This window comes from Saccharopolyspora hirsuta, from assembly GCF_008630535.1.
Classification (GTDB): Bacteria; Actinomycetota; Actinomycetes; order Mycobacteriales; family Pseudonocardiaceae; genus Saccharopolyspora; species Saccharopolyspora hirsuta.
The window spans coordinates 465,049-481,311 of record NZ_VWPH01000002.1 but is presented as its reverse complement, the minus strand read 5'-3'; the positions used below and the strand labels follow the sequence as shown (position 1 = coordinate 481,311).

Here is a 16,263-nt window from a genome sequence, read left to right as displayed (position 1 = left end):
CAAGCGGTGATCAGACCCGGGCGAACAGGACGTAAGCCTCCACGCAGCCCTTGTCGTTCGGGGCGACGGAGAAGTGCTCGACCCGCCAGCCGACCGCCTCGATCGCCTCGATCCGCTCCGCCCAGGGGTCGATCGCGTCGTCCTTGCTGCTGCTCAGCGCGATCAACCGCGCCACGAACCTGACCCGTCCGCCGGTGCGCGCCTCGGCCGCCATCTCTACGAGCTCGGCCGTGCTGGTCTTGAAGAGCCCCATGCCGGACATCCAACCAGGCCCCGCGACCGAGCCAATCTTGCCAATGGCCATTGACACGATCGGCGATGTCACCGATCCTGGGATCCGTTACCTCGAGTAACACCTACCCACCGGGTGGGGATTGCCGCCGTCGTCACCCCGCAGGGAGCGTCCCATGACCAGCAGCATCACCAAGGACGACGAGACCCCGCAGCAGGAGGACCGCCACGAGATGGCGGACCGGCTGCTGCGCTCGTCGGAGATCCTGTCCTACGACCCGGTCCAGGAGGTGGACTGGGAGACCCCGCTCGACACCGACTACCACGGCACCAGCCCCGAGTGGAGCACGCTGTACGGGACCTCGTACTGGGCGGAGATGACGCCGGAGCAGCAGCGCGAGCTGACCCGCCAGGAGGCGGCGTCGGTGGCCAGCACCGGCATCTGGTTCGAGATGATCCTGCAGCAGATGGTGCTGCGGGACTTCTACGCCAAGGACCCGACCGACCCGGCCTTCCAGTGGGCGCTGACCGAGATCGCCGACGAGTGCAGGCACTCCATCATGTTCGCCCGCGGCGCCGCCAAGCTGCGCGCCCCCGCCTACCGGCCGTCGCGCCTGGTGGTGGAGCTGGGCCGCATCTTCAAGACGGTCGCCTTCGGCGAGGCGGCCTACGCCGCGATCCTGGTTGCCGAGGAGGTCCTCGACGTCATGCAGCGCGACTGGATGCGCGACGAGCGGGTGGTGCCGTTCGTGCGGACGGTGAACAACATCCACGTCGTGGAGGAGTCGCGGCACATGAAGTTCGCCCGCGAGGAGACCAAGGCCCGCTTGGAGGGGGCGGGCTGGCTGCGGCGGCAGATCCAGGCCGTGGTGGTCGCCGGGGCGTCCTACTTCATCGTCACCAGCATGTGGAACAAGAAGGTGTACGAGAACGCGGGTCTGGACGTCAAGCGCGCCGTCCGCGAGGCCAAGGCCAACGAGCACCACAAGTCCATGCTGCGGTCCAGCTGCGCGGGTCTCATGGAGTTCCTCAACTCGGCAGGCCTGCTCACCAAGGCGTCGCACTGGTTCTACAAGCGCGCCAACCTGATCTGAATGGCTGTCACCGGACTCGCCTTGCGTGGCGGTGCCGGTAGCGGAACCTCAGCGCCCGCCTGGACTCCGGGTGCCCAGCTTTATGTATGCCTGCACGGCAGTGCGGGCAGCGGAAACCTCAGGCGTCGCCCGGCATCCCTCTGGCGGGGTTGCCCCGCCGGGCGACGCCTGGGACCCGCAGAGCGTGCGGTTCGCGCCGCATCCCGAAAGGACCCCCGAACCCCATGCCGTACGCGATCACCCAGACCTGCTGCAACGACGCGACCTGCGTGAAGGTCTGCCCGGTCAACTGCATCCACCCGACGCCGGACGAGCCGGACTTCGGGACCACCGAGATGCTCTACATCGACCCGTCCACCTGCATCGACTGCGGCGCGTGCGCCGACGCGTGCCCGGTGGACGCGATCTTCCCGGTGGAGCGGTTGACCGCGCAGCTGCGGCCGTACGCCGAGGTCAACGCCGCCTACTTCGCGGACCGGGAGCCCCCGCAGTCCGATCCGACGCCGAACTTCCACCGCTGGGGACCGCCGGTGTTCCACCGCAACATCCCCAGCGACTTCGCGCCGCTGGACGTCGCGGTGGTGGGCACCGGTCCGGCGGGCATGTACGCGGTGGAGGACCTGCTGCTGCACACCAACTGCCGCGTCACGCTGATCGACCGGCTGCCGGTCGCCGGTGGCCTGGTGCGCTACGGCGTCGCGCCGGACCACCCGTCCACGAAGAAGATCGGCGAGACCTTCAGCCGCTTCCACACCCACCCGCGGCTGCGGATGCGCCTGGGCGTCGAGGTCGGCAAGGACGTCACCGCCGACGAGCTGGCGGCCAAGCACGACGCGGTGATCTACGCCGTCGGCGCCTCGGCGGCCCGCAGCCTCGGCATCCCCGGCGAGGACCTGCCCGGCAGCGTCCCGGCGACCGAGGTGGTGGCCTGGTACAACGGCCACCCCGACGTCCCGGCCGACGCGATCGACCTCTCCGCGGAGCGGGTCGTCGTGGTCGGCACCGGCAACGTCGCGCTCGACGTGGCCCGGATCCTCACCTCGGACCCGAAAGCCCTGGCGGGCACCACGATCTCCCCCGCCGCCCTGGCCCAGCTGCGGTCCAGCAAGGTCCGCGAGGTGGTGCTGCTGGCCCGCCGCGGACCGGACGCGGCCGCCTACACCTCGCCGGAACTGCTCGCCCTGACCCAGCGCGACGACGTCGACCTGGTCGTGGACGACCACGACCCGCAGATCGCGTCGACCATCGACGCCGCCGGCCCCGGCGAGAAAGCGGCTCTGCTCAAGGGGATCCAGCGCGAAGCGGTCGACTGGTCCGCTCCCCCGCGGCACGGCAAGCGCCGCATCGTGCTCCGCTTCAACTCCGCCCCGCAGGAGGTCCTCGGCGACACGCAGGTCCGCGCGCTGCGGGTCACCGGCGACGTGGAGATCGCCGCGGGGCGGGTGATCCGCGCGGTCGGCTACCGGGGCACAGCGCTCCCCGGCCTGCCCTTCGACGCCGAGACCGGGACCGTCCCGCACGAGGGCGGCCGGGTCCGACCGGGCACCTACGTGGTCGGCTGGATCAAGCGCGGGCCGTCGGGCGGCATCGGCGCCAACCGGACCTGCGCGCAGGAAACCGTCGGCACCCTGCTGGACGACGCGGTCGCCGGGAGGCTGGCGAAGCGACGGTGACGCGGAAGGCGCCGGGGGGTGCTTTCCGCGTCACCTCGCGGGCGTGCCGATCCGCAGCCGGTTCCCGTCGGGGTCGCGGAGCTCGACCTCCCGAGCCCACGGCGCTTCCCCCACCGTCGCGGAGAACTCCGCGGCGACCGCGTCGACGTCGCGAACGCGCAGGTAGACGAGGGTGTCCGGCCGGGCGTCGCCGCTGTGCTCGGACAGGAACAACCGCACCCGGCCGCGCACCACCTCGACGAACGCGGGGAGGCCGGGCTCGAACCGGTGCTCCCACTCCTTGACGAACCCCAGCCGCTGGTACCAGGCCGCGGCCACCTCGGCGTCCGCGACGTGCAAGATCGGGATGACTTCCTCGTCCACTTCGCGCTCCTCACAGACCGGTCGGGGGCCAGGTGACCGCTCCCCAACCGTTGAGCCGCACGTCTGCCCGGCGAGCCGTGCCCTCGGCCTGGTAGACCGCCCGCTCCGCGGCCATCCAGGCGCGCAGGTGGTCGCCCGCGTCTTCGCCGTCGCGCGCCAGGGTCCGCATCAGGCGCAACGCGTCCTGGGCCTCGACCCACACCAGCAGCGTGCTGAGGCCGTCGAACCGCCGCGCGCCCGCACCGCAGCCCTCGACGATCAGGTGCTCGGCCTGCGGAACGTCGTGCCACTCGGCGTATTCGCCCGCGTGCCAGTCGTAGCGCTGGTAGCGGCCGTCCCGCCCGGCGGCCATCGGTTCGAGCACCTGCCGCCCGAGCCGGTCCACCCCGGCGAGCATGCCGTTCCAGCCGTCGTAGAGGTCGTCCATGTGCACGACCTGCGCGGTCAACGCCTCGGCGAGCTGGTCGGCCAACGTCGTCTTGCCGGATCCCGATGGCCCGTCGATGATCACCAGCCGCGTCGCCCCGAGCCGCGGCGCCGCCTGCGCCCTCCGCACGAGCCCTTCGAGCACCTCAGGACCGACGCTCACCGAACGCCCCCACTCCGCACCACCTCCCCCTGCATTCTCCGCGACCGGCGTCCTCGAAAACCGCACGGGACCCGTTGGCGCGGCGAGTTCTCGCCATTCCGCGCGCGACGGCACCGCCGATCGCGCCGCACACCGTCGCTGACCTGCGGCGGAAGCGCTAAGCCACCCCGTGCGCCAGAAATCGATCTCTGCGAAGATCAACACGTGGAGACGAGCGACGGGCGCGGCAGCGTCGACCTGCAGACCGACCGGGCGCACGGCGCGCGGATCTACGACTACATCCTGGGCGGCAAGGACAACTACGCCGCGGACCGGGCGGCCGCGGAGGCCACCCTGCAGGTCTGGCCCGCGCTCCCGGTGCACATGCGCGCCAACCGCGAGTTCATGCACCGCGCCGCCCGCTACCTGGCCACCGAGTGCGGCGTCGACCAGTTCCTGGACATCGGCACCGGCATCCCCACCTCCCCGAACCTGCACGAGGTCGTGCAGGAGGTGCGCCCGGACGCCCGCATCGTCTACACCGACAACGACCCGATCGTCCTGGTGCACGCCCGCGCGCTGATGTCCAGCACCGAGCAGGGCCGCACCGCCTACGTGGACGCCGACCTGCGCGACCCGGACACGATCCTGAACTCCCCGGAGTTCCGCGAAACCCTGGACCTGAACCGCCCGATCGCCCTGATGCTGCTCGCGGTGGTGCACTTCATCGAGGACGACGAGGAAGCCCTGGCGGCGACGAACCGGATCATCGACGTCCTGCCGCCCGGCAGCTACGTGGCGGCGACGATCGCAACGGACGACTTCGCCCCGCAAACCCTCGCCGAGGTCCGCCGAACCTACCGAGAACACGGCGAAACCCTCCGCTTCCGAACCAAACCCCGAGCAACCCGCTTCTTCGAGGGCCTCGACCTCGTCGACCCCGGCCTGGTCCAAATGCACAAGTGGCGCCCAGACGCGGAAACGGAGAAGGCCGCGGACACCGACATCGCCATGTACGCAGCAGTAGCCCGCAAACCCTGAGCGGCCCCACCACCACCGCCGCTCACGGGCGGACGTCAGCTCAACGTGCATTCCCCGGGGTGACCGGCCCGTCGTTGTCCAGCCCAACAGAGCAACAAGTTCTCCTCGAAGTGCCGCGAATGCCGCAGCAGCGAGCACCTCTCGTGATCGAGAGCGCGAACCGCGACTCGAAGAATGCTCGAACGGCCCTGGACGGCACCACAAATCCTCCGTTCCCCGTCACGCTGCGAGTTTCGCCGGAGCAGCGATCAAGCAGCTCCACCGGGCGGATCGACAGGCCGGGAAACCGAGCGCCTCCAGGACGAGCCCAACACGGCAATCCGCTCCCCGACCAGCTGATCCAGCTACATCCCGCGAACCTCAGCTCCAGACGCCCCCGGAAGAAAGCACCCACAGCCCGGCAGACGATCGCGGGGACGCTGAGCCAACCCCAGCGGCCACCGATCGCGCCCTCGCCAGACCTGCTTCAGAAGCAGAGCAGGTCGAAGCGCTGGGCAACCTGCTCGGTCAAGCGCTCGCCGATGTCGAGAAGGACCTCGGGAAGCTCGGCGCCGACACCCGTCGGGCCATGGCGCACCACTTCTGGTGCGAGCTGCTCGTGCAGCTGGTGGTGGTGATCGAGGAGTCGAACCGCGTGCTCGACTCAGTACCCGGCATCGTCGCGAAGCAGATCACGGAGTCGCGCCGCGAGAACGGCTTCACCGAGATCCAGCGAAAGGTGATCACCGCTTGCGCGACGCAGGTCTGGAAGCGGATCACGGACGCCCTCGGGCTGGGCGTGATCAGCGAGGCCAAGGTACTCCTGCCCGCATTGCGCACGCTGGCCGTCCTGATGTGCAAGTCCCCGCCCCGACACCCGGCGGTCGTCGAGCACTGCATCGATCCGCTCAAAGACCTCTTCCTCGAAGAGACGAAGAAGCGCCTCCGCCGAGTCTTCGAAGAGCTCGTCCCCGGGATCACGTCCGAGATCGGCAGTGGTGGGAGCACCGGGCTCATCGGCAGCACTGGCAGCTGAGCACAGCGGGCTTCGGCCGAAATGGCGACAGCCGAATCCGAAACGGGTAGTCACCTGACCTCCGCTGGAGGTGGTCGTCGGCTCAGCCGCCCGCGCTCCCGCAGCCCATGTGAAGGGCTCGGGCAGCGGCGCGGCGGCGCTCGTGGTGGCAGAGGACGTCGGTGTTGTCGAGGAACTGGTCGACGTTGCCCACCAGCGGTAGGCCGCGCACGGCGTCGTCGCTGATGCTCTCCCGGAGCGCGTGCGCGAAGCGCTCGGCGTGCAGCACCTGGAACGGTCGCTCGTGGTACGGGCGTGTGCTCGGGTCGATGGTGTCGGTCAGGCCCAGGTCGTTGTGCATGGCGGCGACCGTCTCGTACGCCGTGGCGAGGTGGCGCTCTCGGTCTCGCCAGTTGGTCGCGGCCAGGGCAGCGGTGAGGACCGGGGTCAGGTCCTTCGAGACCGGCAGTTGCGCGAAAGCGCTGCCGAGCCACTTGCTGTACGGCGGGTAGCAGCGCTGCGCGAGCAGGCACAAGCGCATCAGGTCGCGGACCAACCGGCCCGCCACGACCGCCGAGCCGAGCTCGTCGCCGACCTCGCCGCAGCGTCCGGTAAACGCCTCCTCCTGGCTGATCCGCTGCCACTGGCACGCCAGCAGGTACCGCCACAGATCGTCCGGGTACCAGGCCAAACGCTCGCGCACGAGCTCCAGCCCCAGCTCGTCGTGGTAGACCGCACCACCGGTGACCTCGGCGAACACCTGAGTCGGGGTGGCGAGCCAGTCGAACGCGGTGACCCCGGCGCGCGGGTCGAACCCGAGCTGCCCGCGCAGCCAGTCACCGAGCTCGGCCACGACGACCCCGTGGTGCACCTCCCCGCTGGTCATCCGCATCTGGCGAGTGCCGTCCGCAGCGATCGGCTGGAGATTCGTCGGATATCCCAGGAACGTCCGGGGCAACTGCTCGGCGAGCAGCCCGGTGATGGCGTCCCCGTGCCGCTCCAAGTCCGGCCCGCTCAGGAACAGCTGCAGCCGAGGCCCCCAGTTGTGATCGGTGGACCGCTCGGTGTCGAACCCCAGAACTTCCGAGCCCCCGCCGATCAACGCAGCCGAGTGCGCCACCTGCGGCAGCACCGGCGCAACTGCCTCCCAGTAGAACCGCTCGGCGAGCTCCAGTCCGGGAACGAAGTCATGAGCCACGCCGAGAATGCTTCCAAAGCACTTCGAGAACGGCGATCGAATATCGCCGCCGCGTCTCTCAGCCGATGTGCTCGAGCACGCCCTCGTGGATCTCGGGGGAAACCTGGCTGCCAAGCGCACCGGCGCCGACTGCGGAGGCAGGATCGCGGACGCGAACTGGGTCGACGTGTAGTGCGGCCCGCCACCGCTGATCTGCAGGTGGACGCTGACGTGCACGTTGCGGTCGGCCGGGATCTCGACGGTGAGCAGCCGACGAACTTGCCAGGCTGGTCGCTGCCCACGGCAGCGAAGTGCTCGGGCCACCCGGGCCGCTGGTGGCGGTCCGGGTGGTCGGGTCATGAGGACTGCATGTCGCGCATGATCGCGAGCTGGGCCTTCTGGGTGGACATCATGTCCTGGGCCATCTGGTTCAGGTCCTGGTCGCTGCCGTGGAGGATCACGTCCTGCAGCATGTGGACCGCTCCCTCGTGGTGCGGGATCATCAGGTCCAGGTACATCCGGTCGAAGGCCGGGCCGGACAGCGTCGCGAGCTGGTCCATCTCCTCCCGGGTGGCCATGCCCATGTGCTCGATCATCTCCGGCATGCCGAGCATCTCCTCGTACGCCGTCGGGGCGTCGGTGACCGGCAGGCCGTTGCGCCCCTGCCAGCCCTGCAGCATCTTGATCTCCAGGCCCTGCTCGGTGCGGATGCGGTCCGACAGCGACTTCAGCGCGGGATCCGACGCGCGGTCCGGGGCGAGCTCGGACATCAGGATCGCCTGGTAGTGGTGCGGGATCATCATGGCGGTGAACTCGGCGTCGACGTCGTCGGCCGTCTGCGCGACCGCCGTTCCCGCCCCGAGCAGGCCCGCCAGCAGCACCACCAGCAGTGCGAGTTTGCGTGCGAACATCATCTGCCGTCCCTTCCGAACGGCCGGGCGCCGGGCCCGGAGGCCCGGCGGCAGGCGGATCATTCGGGGTACGCGTACTGCGTCTGCGGGTTGAGGATGTCGAGCTTGACCTTCCCGGCCTCGCCCATGCCGGGGCCGGTCACCTTCATCACGTCCAGGCCGCGCGTGATGTCGCTGGAGTAGACGTAGCCGTTGTAGTAGTACGCCGACCACGAACCGCCCAGGACCAGGTTGTTCTCGTCCACCGGGCCGCGGTCGAAGTAGCCGATCTCGGTCGGCTTGGTGGTGTCGGTGAAGTCGAAGAACGACACCCCGCCCTGGTACCAGGACTGCACGTAGACGTTGCGGCCCGGGACCGGGATCAGGTTCCCGTTGTGGGCCACGCAGTTCTCGGTGTCGGCCTGGTTGCGCGGGATCTTGAAGTAGCTCTGGAACTCGAGCCCTCGGTCGGCGCCCTCACCGGTGATGTTGTAGATCGCGTTCGCGCCGTGCGTCGGCCCGACCTCGTCGTTGCAGGTCGGCGCGCCACCGCCGCCCAGCTCGTCGGTGAACAGCACGCTCTTGCCGTCGTTGGTGAACGTCGCCGAGTGGTAGAACGCGAAGTTCGGGTCCTGGACGGTGGCGACCACCTTCGGGGCGACCCGGTCGGCGATGTCCAGCAGCACCCCGTCGCCCATGCACGCGCCACCGGCCAGGTCGAGGTCCGGGTACACCGTGATGTCGTGGCAGCCCGCGGTGCCCGCCGCGCCGCCGTCGGGGAACAGCACCGGCTCGGCGACCACCTTCGCGTCGGCCGGGTTGCCCGCGGGCACGCCGATGATGGAGATCGAGTCGTGCGGCGGCTGGCAGTTCGGGAACGCCGGGTCCGGGTTGTACGACGACACGTAGATGAACACCTCACCGGGGTTCTTGCCCGGCACCATGGTGTTGGTGTGCGAACCGCAGGAGGTCTTGATCCCCTTGATGTAGCGCGGGTTCGCCATGTCGCTGATGTCGAAGATCCGGACGCCCTCCCAGGAGTTCGGGTCCTCGTAGGAGCCCTGCTGGCTCTGGCAGGTGTCGTCGGTGCGCGCGTAGTCCACCGACATGAACAGCAGCTTGCCGTCCGGGCTCACCGACACGTCGCCCTGCCCGCCCGGGCAGTGGGTCTGCGAAACGGTCTTCGGGTTCCTCGGGTTGGAGATGTCGTAGACGGTGAAACCGTCGTAGGCACCCTGGATCGCGTAGTTCTTGAAGAACGCCAGGTCGGTGTGGTTCGACTCGGCGAGCGGCCCCTGCCGCGGCACGTTGGCCACCGGCCGGACGTTGTCGCTGTGCTGCACGTCGTCCCCCGGTGGCTGGGCCCCGGCGGACGGCACCGCCAGCGCCAGTCCCGCCACAGCCGCAGCCACGCCGAGCACGAGCGGCCTGCTGAACCGCCGCCGCCCACGTAACTCGAGCATTCGGTCAACCTCCCTGAACTCACCGTGCGAACCGGAAAACCTGGGCTCTCCGGCCAAGATCGTGACACGCCCGGAACCGATCCAACAGGGAGCGCGAACCGCATTACGCAGGACGACCACCCGCGACGAGCAACCGCCGCAACGCCCGTTACCCCGCTCGGACCATCGCCGGAGGCGAACAGCGCCAGTTCCCCGCCCCGGCGGCAACCGACGATCAGGCCGAGGTCCCAGGACCCCCGCTGAAGTACCGGTTGGACTGCTTCAGGAGGACCAGCGCGATGAACGAGCCCATCGCGAGCAGCCCCAGAGCGCTCTCCACGTGGTCCAGCACGAAGTACGAAGCAGGAAGCTCGAAGGACGAAGGTGCTGCCACATCGGTGAAGCCCTCGGTATCACCCCGGATCAACCCGACGGCGCTGACCAGCACCCACAGCGAGGCGAGGACGACGAGCGCGATCCGAGCCCAGTTCCGACCATCGCGCATCGCGAACCCGAACACCATCCAGAGCCCGCTGAGGACCAGGTGGATGACAGCGGAGAGGACGAACGCGTAGAACATGACCCCGTTCACCGCGTCGTGGAGCTCGTACATCGCTTCCTGGCTGCTCCCACCCGCCCAGCGGTACCTGCCGTCCACGGCCGCCTTCACAACCGTGAACCCGACGACATCAACCACGGTCACCAGCAGCGGAACGACAACAGCGATCCAGAACCCGATCTCAACGGCCACCGGCCGCGCACCGAACGACACCCCCTGAGCCGAACTCACGCGACGAACAGTACGGACAGCGCTGACCAACTGTCACCGGGATGACGAAGTCCCCCGAAGCCGCTCCCGATCCCCACAAGGCTGGCCCGCAACCAGGCCGGGTACGGCACCGATCACAAGAACCCGACGAAACGCCACCACAGATGTCTCGGAAGGCTGGCCCGTGCCCAGGCCGGGTACGGCACCCGCGCAAGAAGCCGATGCGAAGTCACCCCCGCTCCGTGGGGGTCCGCGGGGGCTCGGCCCCCGCGACAAACACGCGAAACGAGAAAAAGCGAAGAGCCCTGCTCAAGCAGGGCTCCCCATCGAGTGGAGCTGACGGGATTCGAACCCGTGACCCCTTGACTGCCAGTCAAGTGCGCTACCAACTGCGCTACAGCCCCTTGTTCTGTTGTTCCGAGGTGTTCGGTTCGTTTTTCCGTCCCGCTCATCTCGTGTGCCAATACAGTACAACAGGCCTCCGGGGGCGTTTTCAGGGGGGTACCCCTAGTTGGATCTACCCCCGCTGACCTGCAGCTGGTACACCGAGGGTCGTGGCGACAGCACAGGGGGTCGGGACTCCGCTGGTGGCTCCTGAGGTCGAGGGGGCCGCCCCGGAGCAGCGTCGCGGGGTGCAGGAGCAGCGGCTGCGCCGGTTGGTCGACCGGCTGCTGGCCGCTGGCGGGCTGCAGGGCGAGCGGTTGCGGGCGTGCGGGGTGGAGCGGGGCGAGGACGTCTCGCTCGACCAGTTGCACCTGTTGCCGCTGGTCTCGAAGGAGGACTTCTGGGACTCCTACCCGTTCGGGTTGCGTTCGGCGCCTGCTGAGGACGTGGTCTGCGTGCACGGGTCGTCGGGCACGCTGGGGCGGCCGACGCTGGTCGCCTACACCGCGCACGACGTGGACGTCTGGGCGCAGGTGATGGCTCGTGCGCTGGGTGGGGCCGGTGTGACGCGGCGGAGCTTCGTGCACTGCTCCTACGGGTACGGGATGTTCACCGGCGGGCTCGGGGTGCACCACGGCGCCACGCGGCTCGGGGCGACCGTGCTGCCGGTGTCCAGCGGTGCCACCGACCGGCAGCTCCGGTTGCTGCTGGACCTGCGGCCGGACGTGTTGTGCTGCACACCCTCCTACGCCATCTACCTCGGGGAGGCGTTCGCCTCGACCGGGATCACGGCCGAGCAGCTGTCGCTGCGGGTCGGGGTGTTCGGCGCGGAGCCGTGGACCGAGGAGATGCGGCAGGGCGTCGAGCGGCTGCTGGGGCTGCGGGCGCTCAACATCTACGGGCTCACCGAGATCATCGGGCCCGGTGTGGCGTGCGAGTCGCTGGACTCGGGCGGGTTGTTGAACATCGCGGAGGACCACTTCTACCCCGAGGTGGTCGGGCCGGACGGGCAGCCGCTGGCCGACGGGCAGCCCGGCGAGCTGGTGTTCACCACGCTCACCAAGACCGGCACGCCGCTGCTGCGCTACCGGACCGGCGACGTCGCCGCGCTGCACGGCCCGGCCGCCGGGTCGGCGCGGACGTTGCGGCGGATGAGCCGGGTGCTCGGGCGCACCGACGACATGCTGGTCATCCGCGGGGTCAACGTGTTCCCGTCGGAGGTGGAGGCCGTGCTGCTGGCCGACGCCCGGGTCGCGCCGCACTACCTGATCGTCGAGGACCGCCGGGACCGGTCGCGGCCCGAGCTGCGGATCGCCGTCGAACCGCGGGACCCGCAGGACGACTCCGCAGCCCTCGAGCACGACCTCACCGCGGCGCTGCACGCCCGGCTCGGCCTCAGCTGCATCGTGCGGGTGCTGCCGCCCGACCACATCCCGCGCGCCGAGACCGGCAAGGCGAGACGTCTGGTGCGCTGGGACTACGGCGTCGTGCCGCTGCCCGGCTTGGAGTGATCGGCTCCGTTTCCACTGCTCAGACCACCTGCGGAAATGGCGCCGACCTGCTCACCCGGCCGCGCGGCCGTTGGGGCCGGGCAGGCCTCGGGTGTTGGCCGCCTTGACGAACTCGGCGCGGGGGTCGTGCAGCTCGCCGAGGGCCACCACCTGGCGGCGGAACGGCATTTCCAGCAGCCAGTCGCCGAGGATGCGCGCCTTGTGGGAGGTGGTGGGCATCTTCGCCAGGTGGTAGACGCGGTGCAGCAACCAGGCCGGGAAGCCCTTGAGCTTCACCCCGTACACCTCCGCCGCGCCCTGGAACAGCCCCAGCCCGGCGACGGATCCGGCGTAGCGGTGCTTGTAGTTGGTCAGCGGTTCGCCGCGCAGCAGCGCCGCGATGTTGTCCGCGAGGACCTTGGCCTGGCGCACCGCGTGCTGGGCCGACGGGCTGCACAGGGCGTCGGGGTCGCTGCTGGTCAGGTCCGGGACCGCCGCGCAGTCACCGGCCGCGAACACGTTGTGCGTGCCGCGGACCTGCAGCTTCGCCGTGCACTCCACGCGGCCCTTGGCGTCCCGCGGCAGGTCGCTGTCCTCCAGCATCGGGTGCGGTTTGACGCCCGCGGTCCACACCACGGTGTCGGTGTCGAACTCGTCGCCGTCCGAGAGCACCGCGTGCCCGTCCATGAAGGACTTGGCCGTGGTGTTCAGCTTGACCTCGATGCCTCGCTCCTCCAGCCGCTGCTTGGTGTACTCGCTCATCGGCGGGCTGACCTCGGGCATGATCCGGCCCATCGCCTCGACCAGCACCCAGCGCATCTCCTGCGGGGAGATCGGCGGGTAGCTGCGGATCGCGTAGCGGGCCATGCTCTCCAGCTCGGCCATCGCCTCGATGCCCGCGTAACCGCCGCCGACGAACACGAACGTCAGCAGCCGCCGCCGCAGCTGCTCGTCGCGGGTGCTGGCCGCGATGTCCAACCTGGACAGCACGTGGTTGCGCAGGTAGATCGCCTCGCCGATGGTCTTGAACCCGACGCCGTGCTCGGCCAGCCCCGGGATGGGCAGCGCGCGGGAGATCGAGCCGGGCACCACGACCAGCACGTCGTAGCCGACGTGCTCGACCTTGCCGTCGCCCAGCGTCGCGGTCAGCTCCTGATGCGCGTGGTCGATGCTGGTCACCTGCGCGGTCAGCACCTGGCAGCCGCGCAGCGCCTCGCGCAGCGGCACCACCACGTGCCGGGGTTCCAGCGAGCCCGCCGCCGCCTCCGGCAGGAACGGCTGGTAGGTCATGTGCGGCTGGGTGTCGATCACGGTGACCTGCGCTTCACCGGCGCGCAGCTTCCGCTGCAGGCGCAGCGCCAGGGTCAGCCCGACGTGGCCGCCGCCGATGATCACGATGCGTGGCTCAGGCATGCTGCGGTTCCCCCCTCGCTCCGGACCGGGTGCGCCGCGGGTCGACCTCGCGCTCCGGGTGCCGCCGCAGGTACTCCTGCTCGAGTTCGAAGGTGCGCGCCGTGTGCTCCCGCAGCGCGTCGGGCGAGCCGTGCAGGAAGGTCTCGTGGCGGGTCCGGTGCAGGTGGCGCAGCTCCCGCAGCAGCAGGTCTTCGGTCAGCTCGTGGCCGGGGATTCCGGTCGTCGTGCTCATGTCGTCCTCCCGCTTCGGCAGGCAGGCGAACCGGCACGTCGTGGGGGTCACGACGTCAACGCCGGAGTACCCGGCGGCCGGGGGCCGGACACCTGCTCGTTCGGGTGTCCAGACTGCGGCCGGTCGCGCCGGGCGGCGACTCGGGCGTCAGGCGGCTTCCCCGACCGGTTGCGCGGCGGGCTCGACCGCCGGGCGGGTCTCCGGGGCACCTGCCCAGGCCAGCAGGCCGAGCACCGCGGTGAACCCGGTGACGGCGAACGCGGCCTGGTAGGAGATCGCGTCGGCGAGCACCCCGGCGATCAGCGGGCCGAGGATCGCGCCGAAGTCGGCCGACATCTGGAACGACGCCAGCACCGGGCCGCCCTTGCCCTTGGCGCCGATGATGTCGGCGACCGCGGCGTTCTGGGCGGGGTTGAGGATGCCCGCGCCCATGCCCGCGATCAGCGAGGCGGCCAGGAACCACGGGACGGAGCCGGTGAAGCCCAGGGACGCGGTGGCCGCGCCGGAGACCGCCAGCCCGACGAGCACCAGCGGCTTGCGGCCGCGCTGGTCGGCGATCCGGCCGGACACCAGCAGCACGGCGGCGTTGCCGACCGCGAACACCGACAGCGCCACGCCCGCCATCGACTGGCTGGAGCGCAGGACCTCGACCACGAACAGCGGGACCAGCGCGATCCGGACGCCGAAGACGGCCCAGCCGTTGCTGAAGTTGGACAGCAGCGCGGCCCGGTAGGTGCGGTGGCGGAGCGCTTGGCGCACCGTCATCACCTGGGCGGCGTCGGTGTCGGTCTGCGGCGCGGCGAGCGTCGACCTGCGCAGCATCAGCCAGCCGATGAAGGCGGCGGCGAACAGCGCGATGCCGTAGGTGACGAACGGCAGCCGCAGCGAGTAGCCGACCATGAGCCCGCCGATGATCGGCCCGGAGACGTTGCCCAGCAGGAAGCTCGTCGCCCACACCCCGGACGCGCGGCCGCGCAGGTGCGGCGGCGACAGGCGGACCAGCAGCGCCACCGCGGAGACGGTGAACATGGTCGAGCCGGTGCCGCCGAGGGCGCGGAAGACCAGCAGCTGCCAGTAGGAACCGGCGAAGGCGCAGGCCGCGGTGCTCAGCCCGACGATGGTGATGCCCCAGACGTAGATCGAGCGCTCGCCGAAGAACGACACCAGCCGACCGCTGACCGGCGCGAAGGCCAGCCGCATCAGGGCGAACGCGCTGATCACGAAGGAGGCCGCGGTGACTCCGACGTCGAAGCTGGTGGCGAAGGTCGGCAGTGCGGGGGCCACGATCCCCATGCCCACCGCGACGATGAAGCTGCCGATGACCAGGATCCAGATCTCCCGCGGCAGGGAGCCGATGCCGGTGCCCTCGGTGCTCTGCTCCGCCGTTGCCGAGCTGCTCGACACCGCAACCCCTCTCTCTGTTTAGCCGAACTAAGCGAAACCCCCGGCGCACGCCCGGGTCAATCCGCTCACCGGGGTACCCGAACCGGCCCGCCACGGCCTTTATTCCGCCCGCAGCGCGGATGTGACGCGCCGGGCCGTCTTGATCGCACCAATCGTCGGCGTCCGCGAGGTGCCGATCTCGTGCGGGGTTGCCCGTCCTCCGGGTGAACGTCGGATTCTCAGAGCAGGTCGTCGATGCGGCGGGCGTAGGCCGTGACGCCGTAGACCACCTCGAACCCGCAGGCCTCGGCGAACCGCTCCGCCGTGCCGCCCTCCTCGCTGTGCGCCGCGACCAGCAGCGCGCCGCGCTCGCGCAGCTCGTCGACCACGTCGGCGACCAGCTCGCCGCCGATGCCCCGGCGCCGCCGACCGGGCCGCACGACCACCTGCTCGACCAGTCCGACGCCGCGCTCGACGAATCCCTGGGCGAAGCCCGCGATGCGGTCGGCGTCCTGGTCGTCCACGACGCGCAGCACGCTGCGCGGTTCGTCGATCCGGTGCCCCAGGTTGCGCAGCAGCCGCCGCTCGCCCTCGTCGGAGAGCCCGGCGTCGTCGGCGATCAGGTCGACGATCCCGGGCAGGTCGCGGTCCTCGGCCGGTCGCGCCCAGCCTCGCACGTCCTGCCGGGTCCGGTGCAGCAGCGCGACGAGCTCCTCCACCGCGCGCCACCCGGCGTCGTCGGCGATGCCCTCGATCTCGGCGACGGTGGTCGGCGAGGCGAACACCACCGCCTCCGACCGCCCGGCCTCGGCGAAGACCTGCTCCAGCTGCAGCAGGGTCCCGGCGACCTCGGCGAGCGTCCCCCACAGCGCGCAGGCGTGGTTGGCGGCGGGCAGCGGGTTGTCCTGGTTGAGCACGACCGTGGCGGCGCCGACCTCGGTGCGCAGCCCGTAGCGCACGACGGCCGAAGCCAGCCGCGCGGTCTCGACCAGCCCGGCGAGATCGCGGGCCTGCCGCGGGTCGAGCAGTGCCTCGTCGTCCGGGTCGTGCAGCGGATCCACGCGGCCATTGTCCCCGGCCGACCGGCCCGGCCACCCGGGGTCGTCCGGGTGGCGGTTC

At 70.3% G+C, this 16,263-nt stretch carries 16 protein-coding genes and 1 tRNA gene; 5 read left to right on the top strand and 12 right to left on the bottom strand.

Annotated features, from left to right (window positions below; translation table 11 throughout):
- Nucleotides 1–10: 10 nt before the first annotated feature.
- Nucleotides 11–253: a hypothetical protein gene (locus F1721_RS05335; RefSeq protein ID WP_150065387.1), complete on the bottom strand. Its 243-nt coding sequence runs from the start codon at nt 251–253 to the stop codon at nt 11–13.
- Between the two features lie 154 nt (nt 254–407).
- On the opposite strand from F1721_RS05335, the gene F1721_RS05330 reads away from it, so the two are divergent.
- Entirely contained in the window at nt 408–1,325 is a 918-nt protein-coding gene (locus F1721_RS05330) for an AurF N-oxygenase family protein (protein WP_150065386.1), read from the top strand.
- A 224-nt stretch (nt 1,326–1,549) separates the two neighbouring features.
- Complete coding sequence (locus F1721_RS05325) at nt 1,550–2,998, top strand: FAD-dependent oxidoreductase (RefSeq protein WP_150065385.1); 1,449 nt, start codon at nt 1,550–1,552, stop codon at nt 2,996–2,998.
- A gap of 30 nt (nt 2,999–3,028) precedes the next feature.
- On the opposite strand, the gene F1721_RS05320 is transcribed toward F1721_RS05325, so the two are convergent.
- Together F1721_RS05320 and F1721_RS05315 are read right to left on the bottom strand one after the other, a co-directional pair.
- A complete protein-coding gene (locus tag F1721_RS05320; RefSeq protein WP_150065384.1) occupies nt 3,029–3,361 on the bottom strand; it encodes a glyoxalase superfamily protein in 333 nt (110 codons plus the stop codon).
- A 10-nt stretch (nt 3,362–3,371) separates the two neighbouring features.
- Nucleotides 3,372–3,950, bottom strand: coding sequence for an AAA family ATPase (locus F1721_RS05315; RefSeq protein ID WP_150065383.1), 579 nt, complete (start codon nt 3,948–3,950; stop codon nt 3,372–3,374).
- A 204-nt stretch (nt 3,951–4,154) separates the two neighbouring features.
- Here F1721_RS05315 and F1721_RS05310 point away from each other — a divergent pair, with 204 nt between their 5' ends.
- Both F1721_RS05310 and F1721_RS05305 read left to right on the top strand, forming a co-directional pair.
- Nucleotides 4,155–4,970, top strand: a complete 816-nt coding sequence (locus F1721_RS05310) for an SAM-dependent methyltransferase (RefSeq protein ID WP_150065382.1) — start codon at nt 4,155–4,157, stop codon at nt 4,968–4,970.
- A 598-nt stretch (nt 4,971–5,568) separates the two neighbouring features.
- The gene (locus tag F1721_RS05305; RefSeq protein WP_150065381.1) at nt 5,569–5,985 is read left to right on the top strand and encodes a hypothetical protein; all 417 of its coding nucleotides are present in this window, start codon (nt 5,569–5,571) and stop codon (nt 5,983–5,985) included.
- Between the two features lie 82 nt (nt 5,986–6,067).
- Here F1721_RS05305 and F1721_RS05300 read toward each other — a convergent pair whose 3' ends face one another.
- From F1721_RS05300 to F1721_RS05280, 5 genes are all read right to left on the bottom strand, one after another.
- Nucleotides 6,068–7,162 (bottom strand): DUF4037 domain-containing protein, encoded by a 1,095-nt coding sequence (locus F1721_RS05300; RefSeq protein ID WP_170301357.1) that lies wholly within the window; start codon nt 7,160–7,162, stop codon nt 6,068–6,070.
- Between the two features lie 335 nt (nt 7,163–7,497).
- Nucleotides 7,498–8,052: a DUF305 domain-containing protein gene (locus tag F1721_RS05295; RefSeq protein ID WP_170301356.1), complete on the bottom strand. Its 555-nt coding sequence runs from the start codon at nt 8,050–8,052 to the stop codon at nt 7,498–7,500.
- Between the two features lie 59 nt (nt 8,053–8,111).
- Nucleotides 8,112–9,494, bottom strand: a complete 1,383-nt coding sequence (locus F1721_RS05290) for an LVIVD repeat-containing protein (protein WP_150065378.1) — start codon at nt 9,492–9,494, stop codon at nt 8,112–8,114.
- 214 nt (nt 9,495–9,708) lie between these two features.
- The gene (locus tag F1721_RS05285; protein ID WP_150065377.1) at nt 9,709–10,263 is read right to left on the bottom strand and encodes a hypothetical protein; all 555 of its coding nucleotides are present in this window, start codon (nt 10,261–10,263) and stop codon (nt 9,709–9,711) included.
- A 310-nt stretch (nt 10,264–10,573) separates the two neighbouring features.
- Nucleotides 10,574–10,646: transfer RNA gene (locus F1721_RS05280), tRNA-Ala, on the bottom strand.
- 150 nt (nt 10,647–10,796) lie between these two features.
- Between F1721_RS05280 and F1721_RS05275 the strand changes: the two genes are divergently transcribed.
- The gene (locus F1721_RS05275; protein WP_150065376.1) at nt 10,797–12,137 is read left to right on the top strand and encodes a phenylacetate--CoA ligase family protein; all 1,341 of its coding nucleotides are present in this window, start codon (nt 10,797–10,799) and stop codon (nt 12,135–12,137) included.
- Nucleotides 12,138–12,188: 51 nt separating this feature from the next.
- On the opposite strand, the gene F1721_RS05270 is transcribed toward F1721_RS05275, so the two are convergent.
- The 4 genes from F1721_RS05270 to F1721_RS05255 form a co-directional block, all read right to left on the bottom strand.
- Nucleotides 12,189–13,529, bottom strand: coding sequence for an NAD(P)/FAD-dependent oxidoreductase (locus F1721_RS05270; protein WP_150065375.1), 1,341 nt, complete (start codon nt 13,527–13,529; stop codon nt 12,189–12,191).
- Nucleotides 13,522–13,812, bottom strand: a complete 291-nt coding sequence (locus tag F1721_RS05265; RefSeq protein WP_246154273.1) for a DUF6158 family protein — start codon at nt 13,810–13,812, stop codon at nt 13,522–13,524. Before F1721_RS05265 ends, F1721_RS05270 begins: the two co-directional genes overlap by 8 nt.
- A 96-nt stretch (nt 13,813–13,908) precedes the next feature.
- Nucleotides 13,909–15,165, bottom strand: a complete 1,257-nt coding sequence (locus F1721_RS05260; RefSeq protein WP_211840335.1) for an MFS transporter — start codon at nt 15,163–15,165, stop codon at nt 13,909–13,911.
- A 218-nt stretch (nt 15,166–15,383) separates the two neighbouring features.
- Entirely contained in the window at nt 15,384–16,205 is an 822-nt protein-coding gene (locus F1721_RS05255) for a GNAT family N-acetyltransferase (RefSeq protein ID WP_150065373.1), read from the bottom strand.
- Nucleotides 16,206–16,263: the final 58 nt, after the last annotated feature.

Excerpts from the sequence above, each read along its gene's own strand:
- F1721_RS05295 (WP_170301356.1), bottom strand. The coding sequence starts at position 8,052 with ATGTTCGCACGCAAACTCGCACTGCTGGTGGTGCTGCTGGCGGGCCTG.
- F1721_RS05335 (WP_150065387.1), bottom strand. The coding sequence starts at position 253 with ATGGGGCTCTTCAAGACCAGCACGGCCGAGCTCGTAGAGATGGCGGCC.
- F1721_RS05270 (WP_150065375.1), bottom strand. The coding sequence starts at position 13,529 with ATGCCTGAGCCACGCATCGTGATCATCGGCGGCGGCCACGTCGGGCTG.
- F1721_RS05330 (WP_150065386.1), top strand. The coding sequence starts at position 408 with ATGACCAGCAGCATCACCAAGGACGACGAGACCCCGCAGCAGGAGGAC.
- F1721_RS05290 (WP_150065378.1), bottom strand. The coding sequence starts at position 9,494 with ATGCTCGAGTTACGTGGGCGGCGGCGGTTCAGCAGGCCGCTCGTGCTC.
- F1721_RS05325 (WP_150065385.1), top strand. The coding sequence starts at position 1,550 with ATGCCGTACGCGATCACCCAGACCTGCTGCAACGACGCGACCTGCGTG.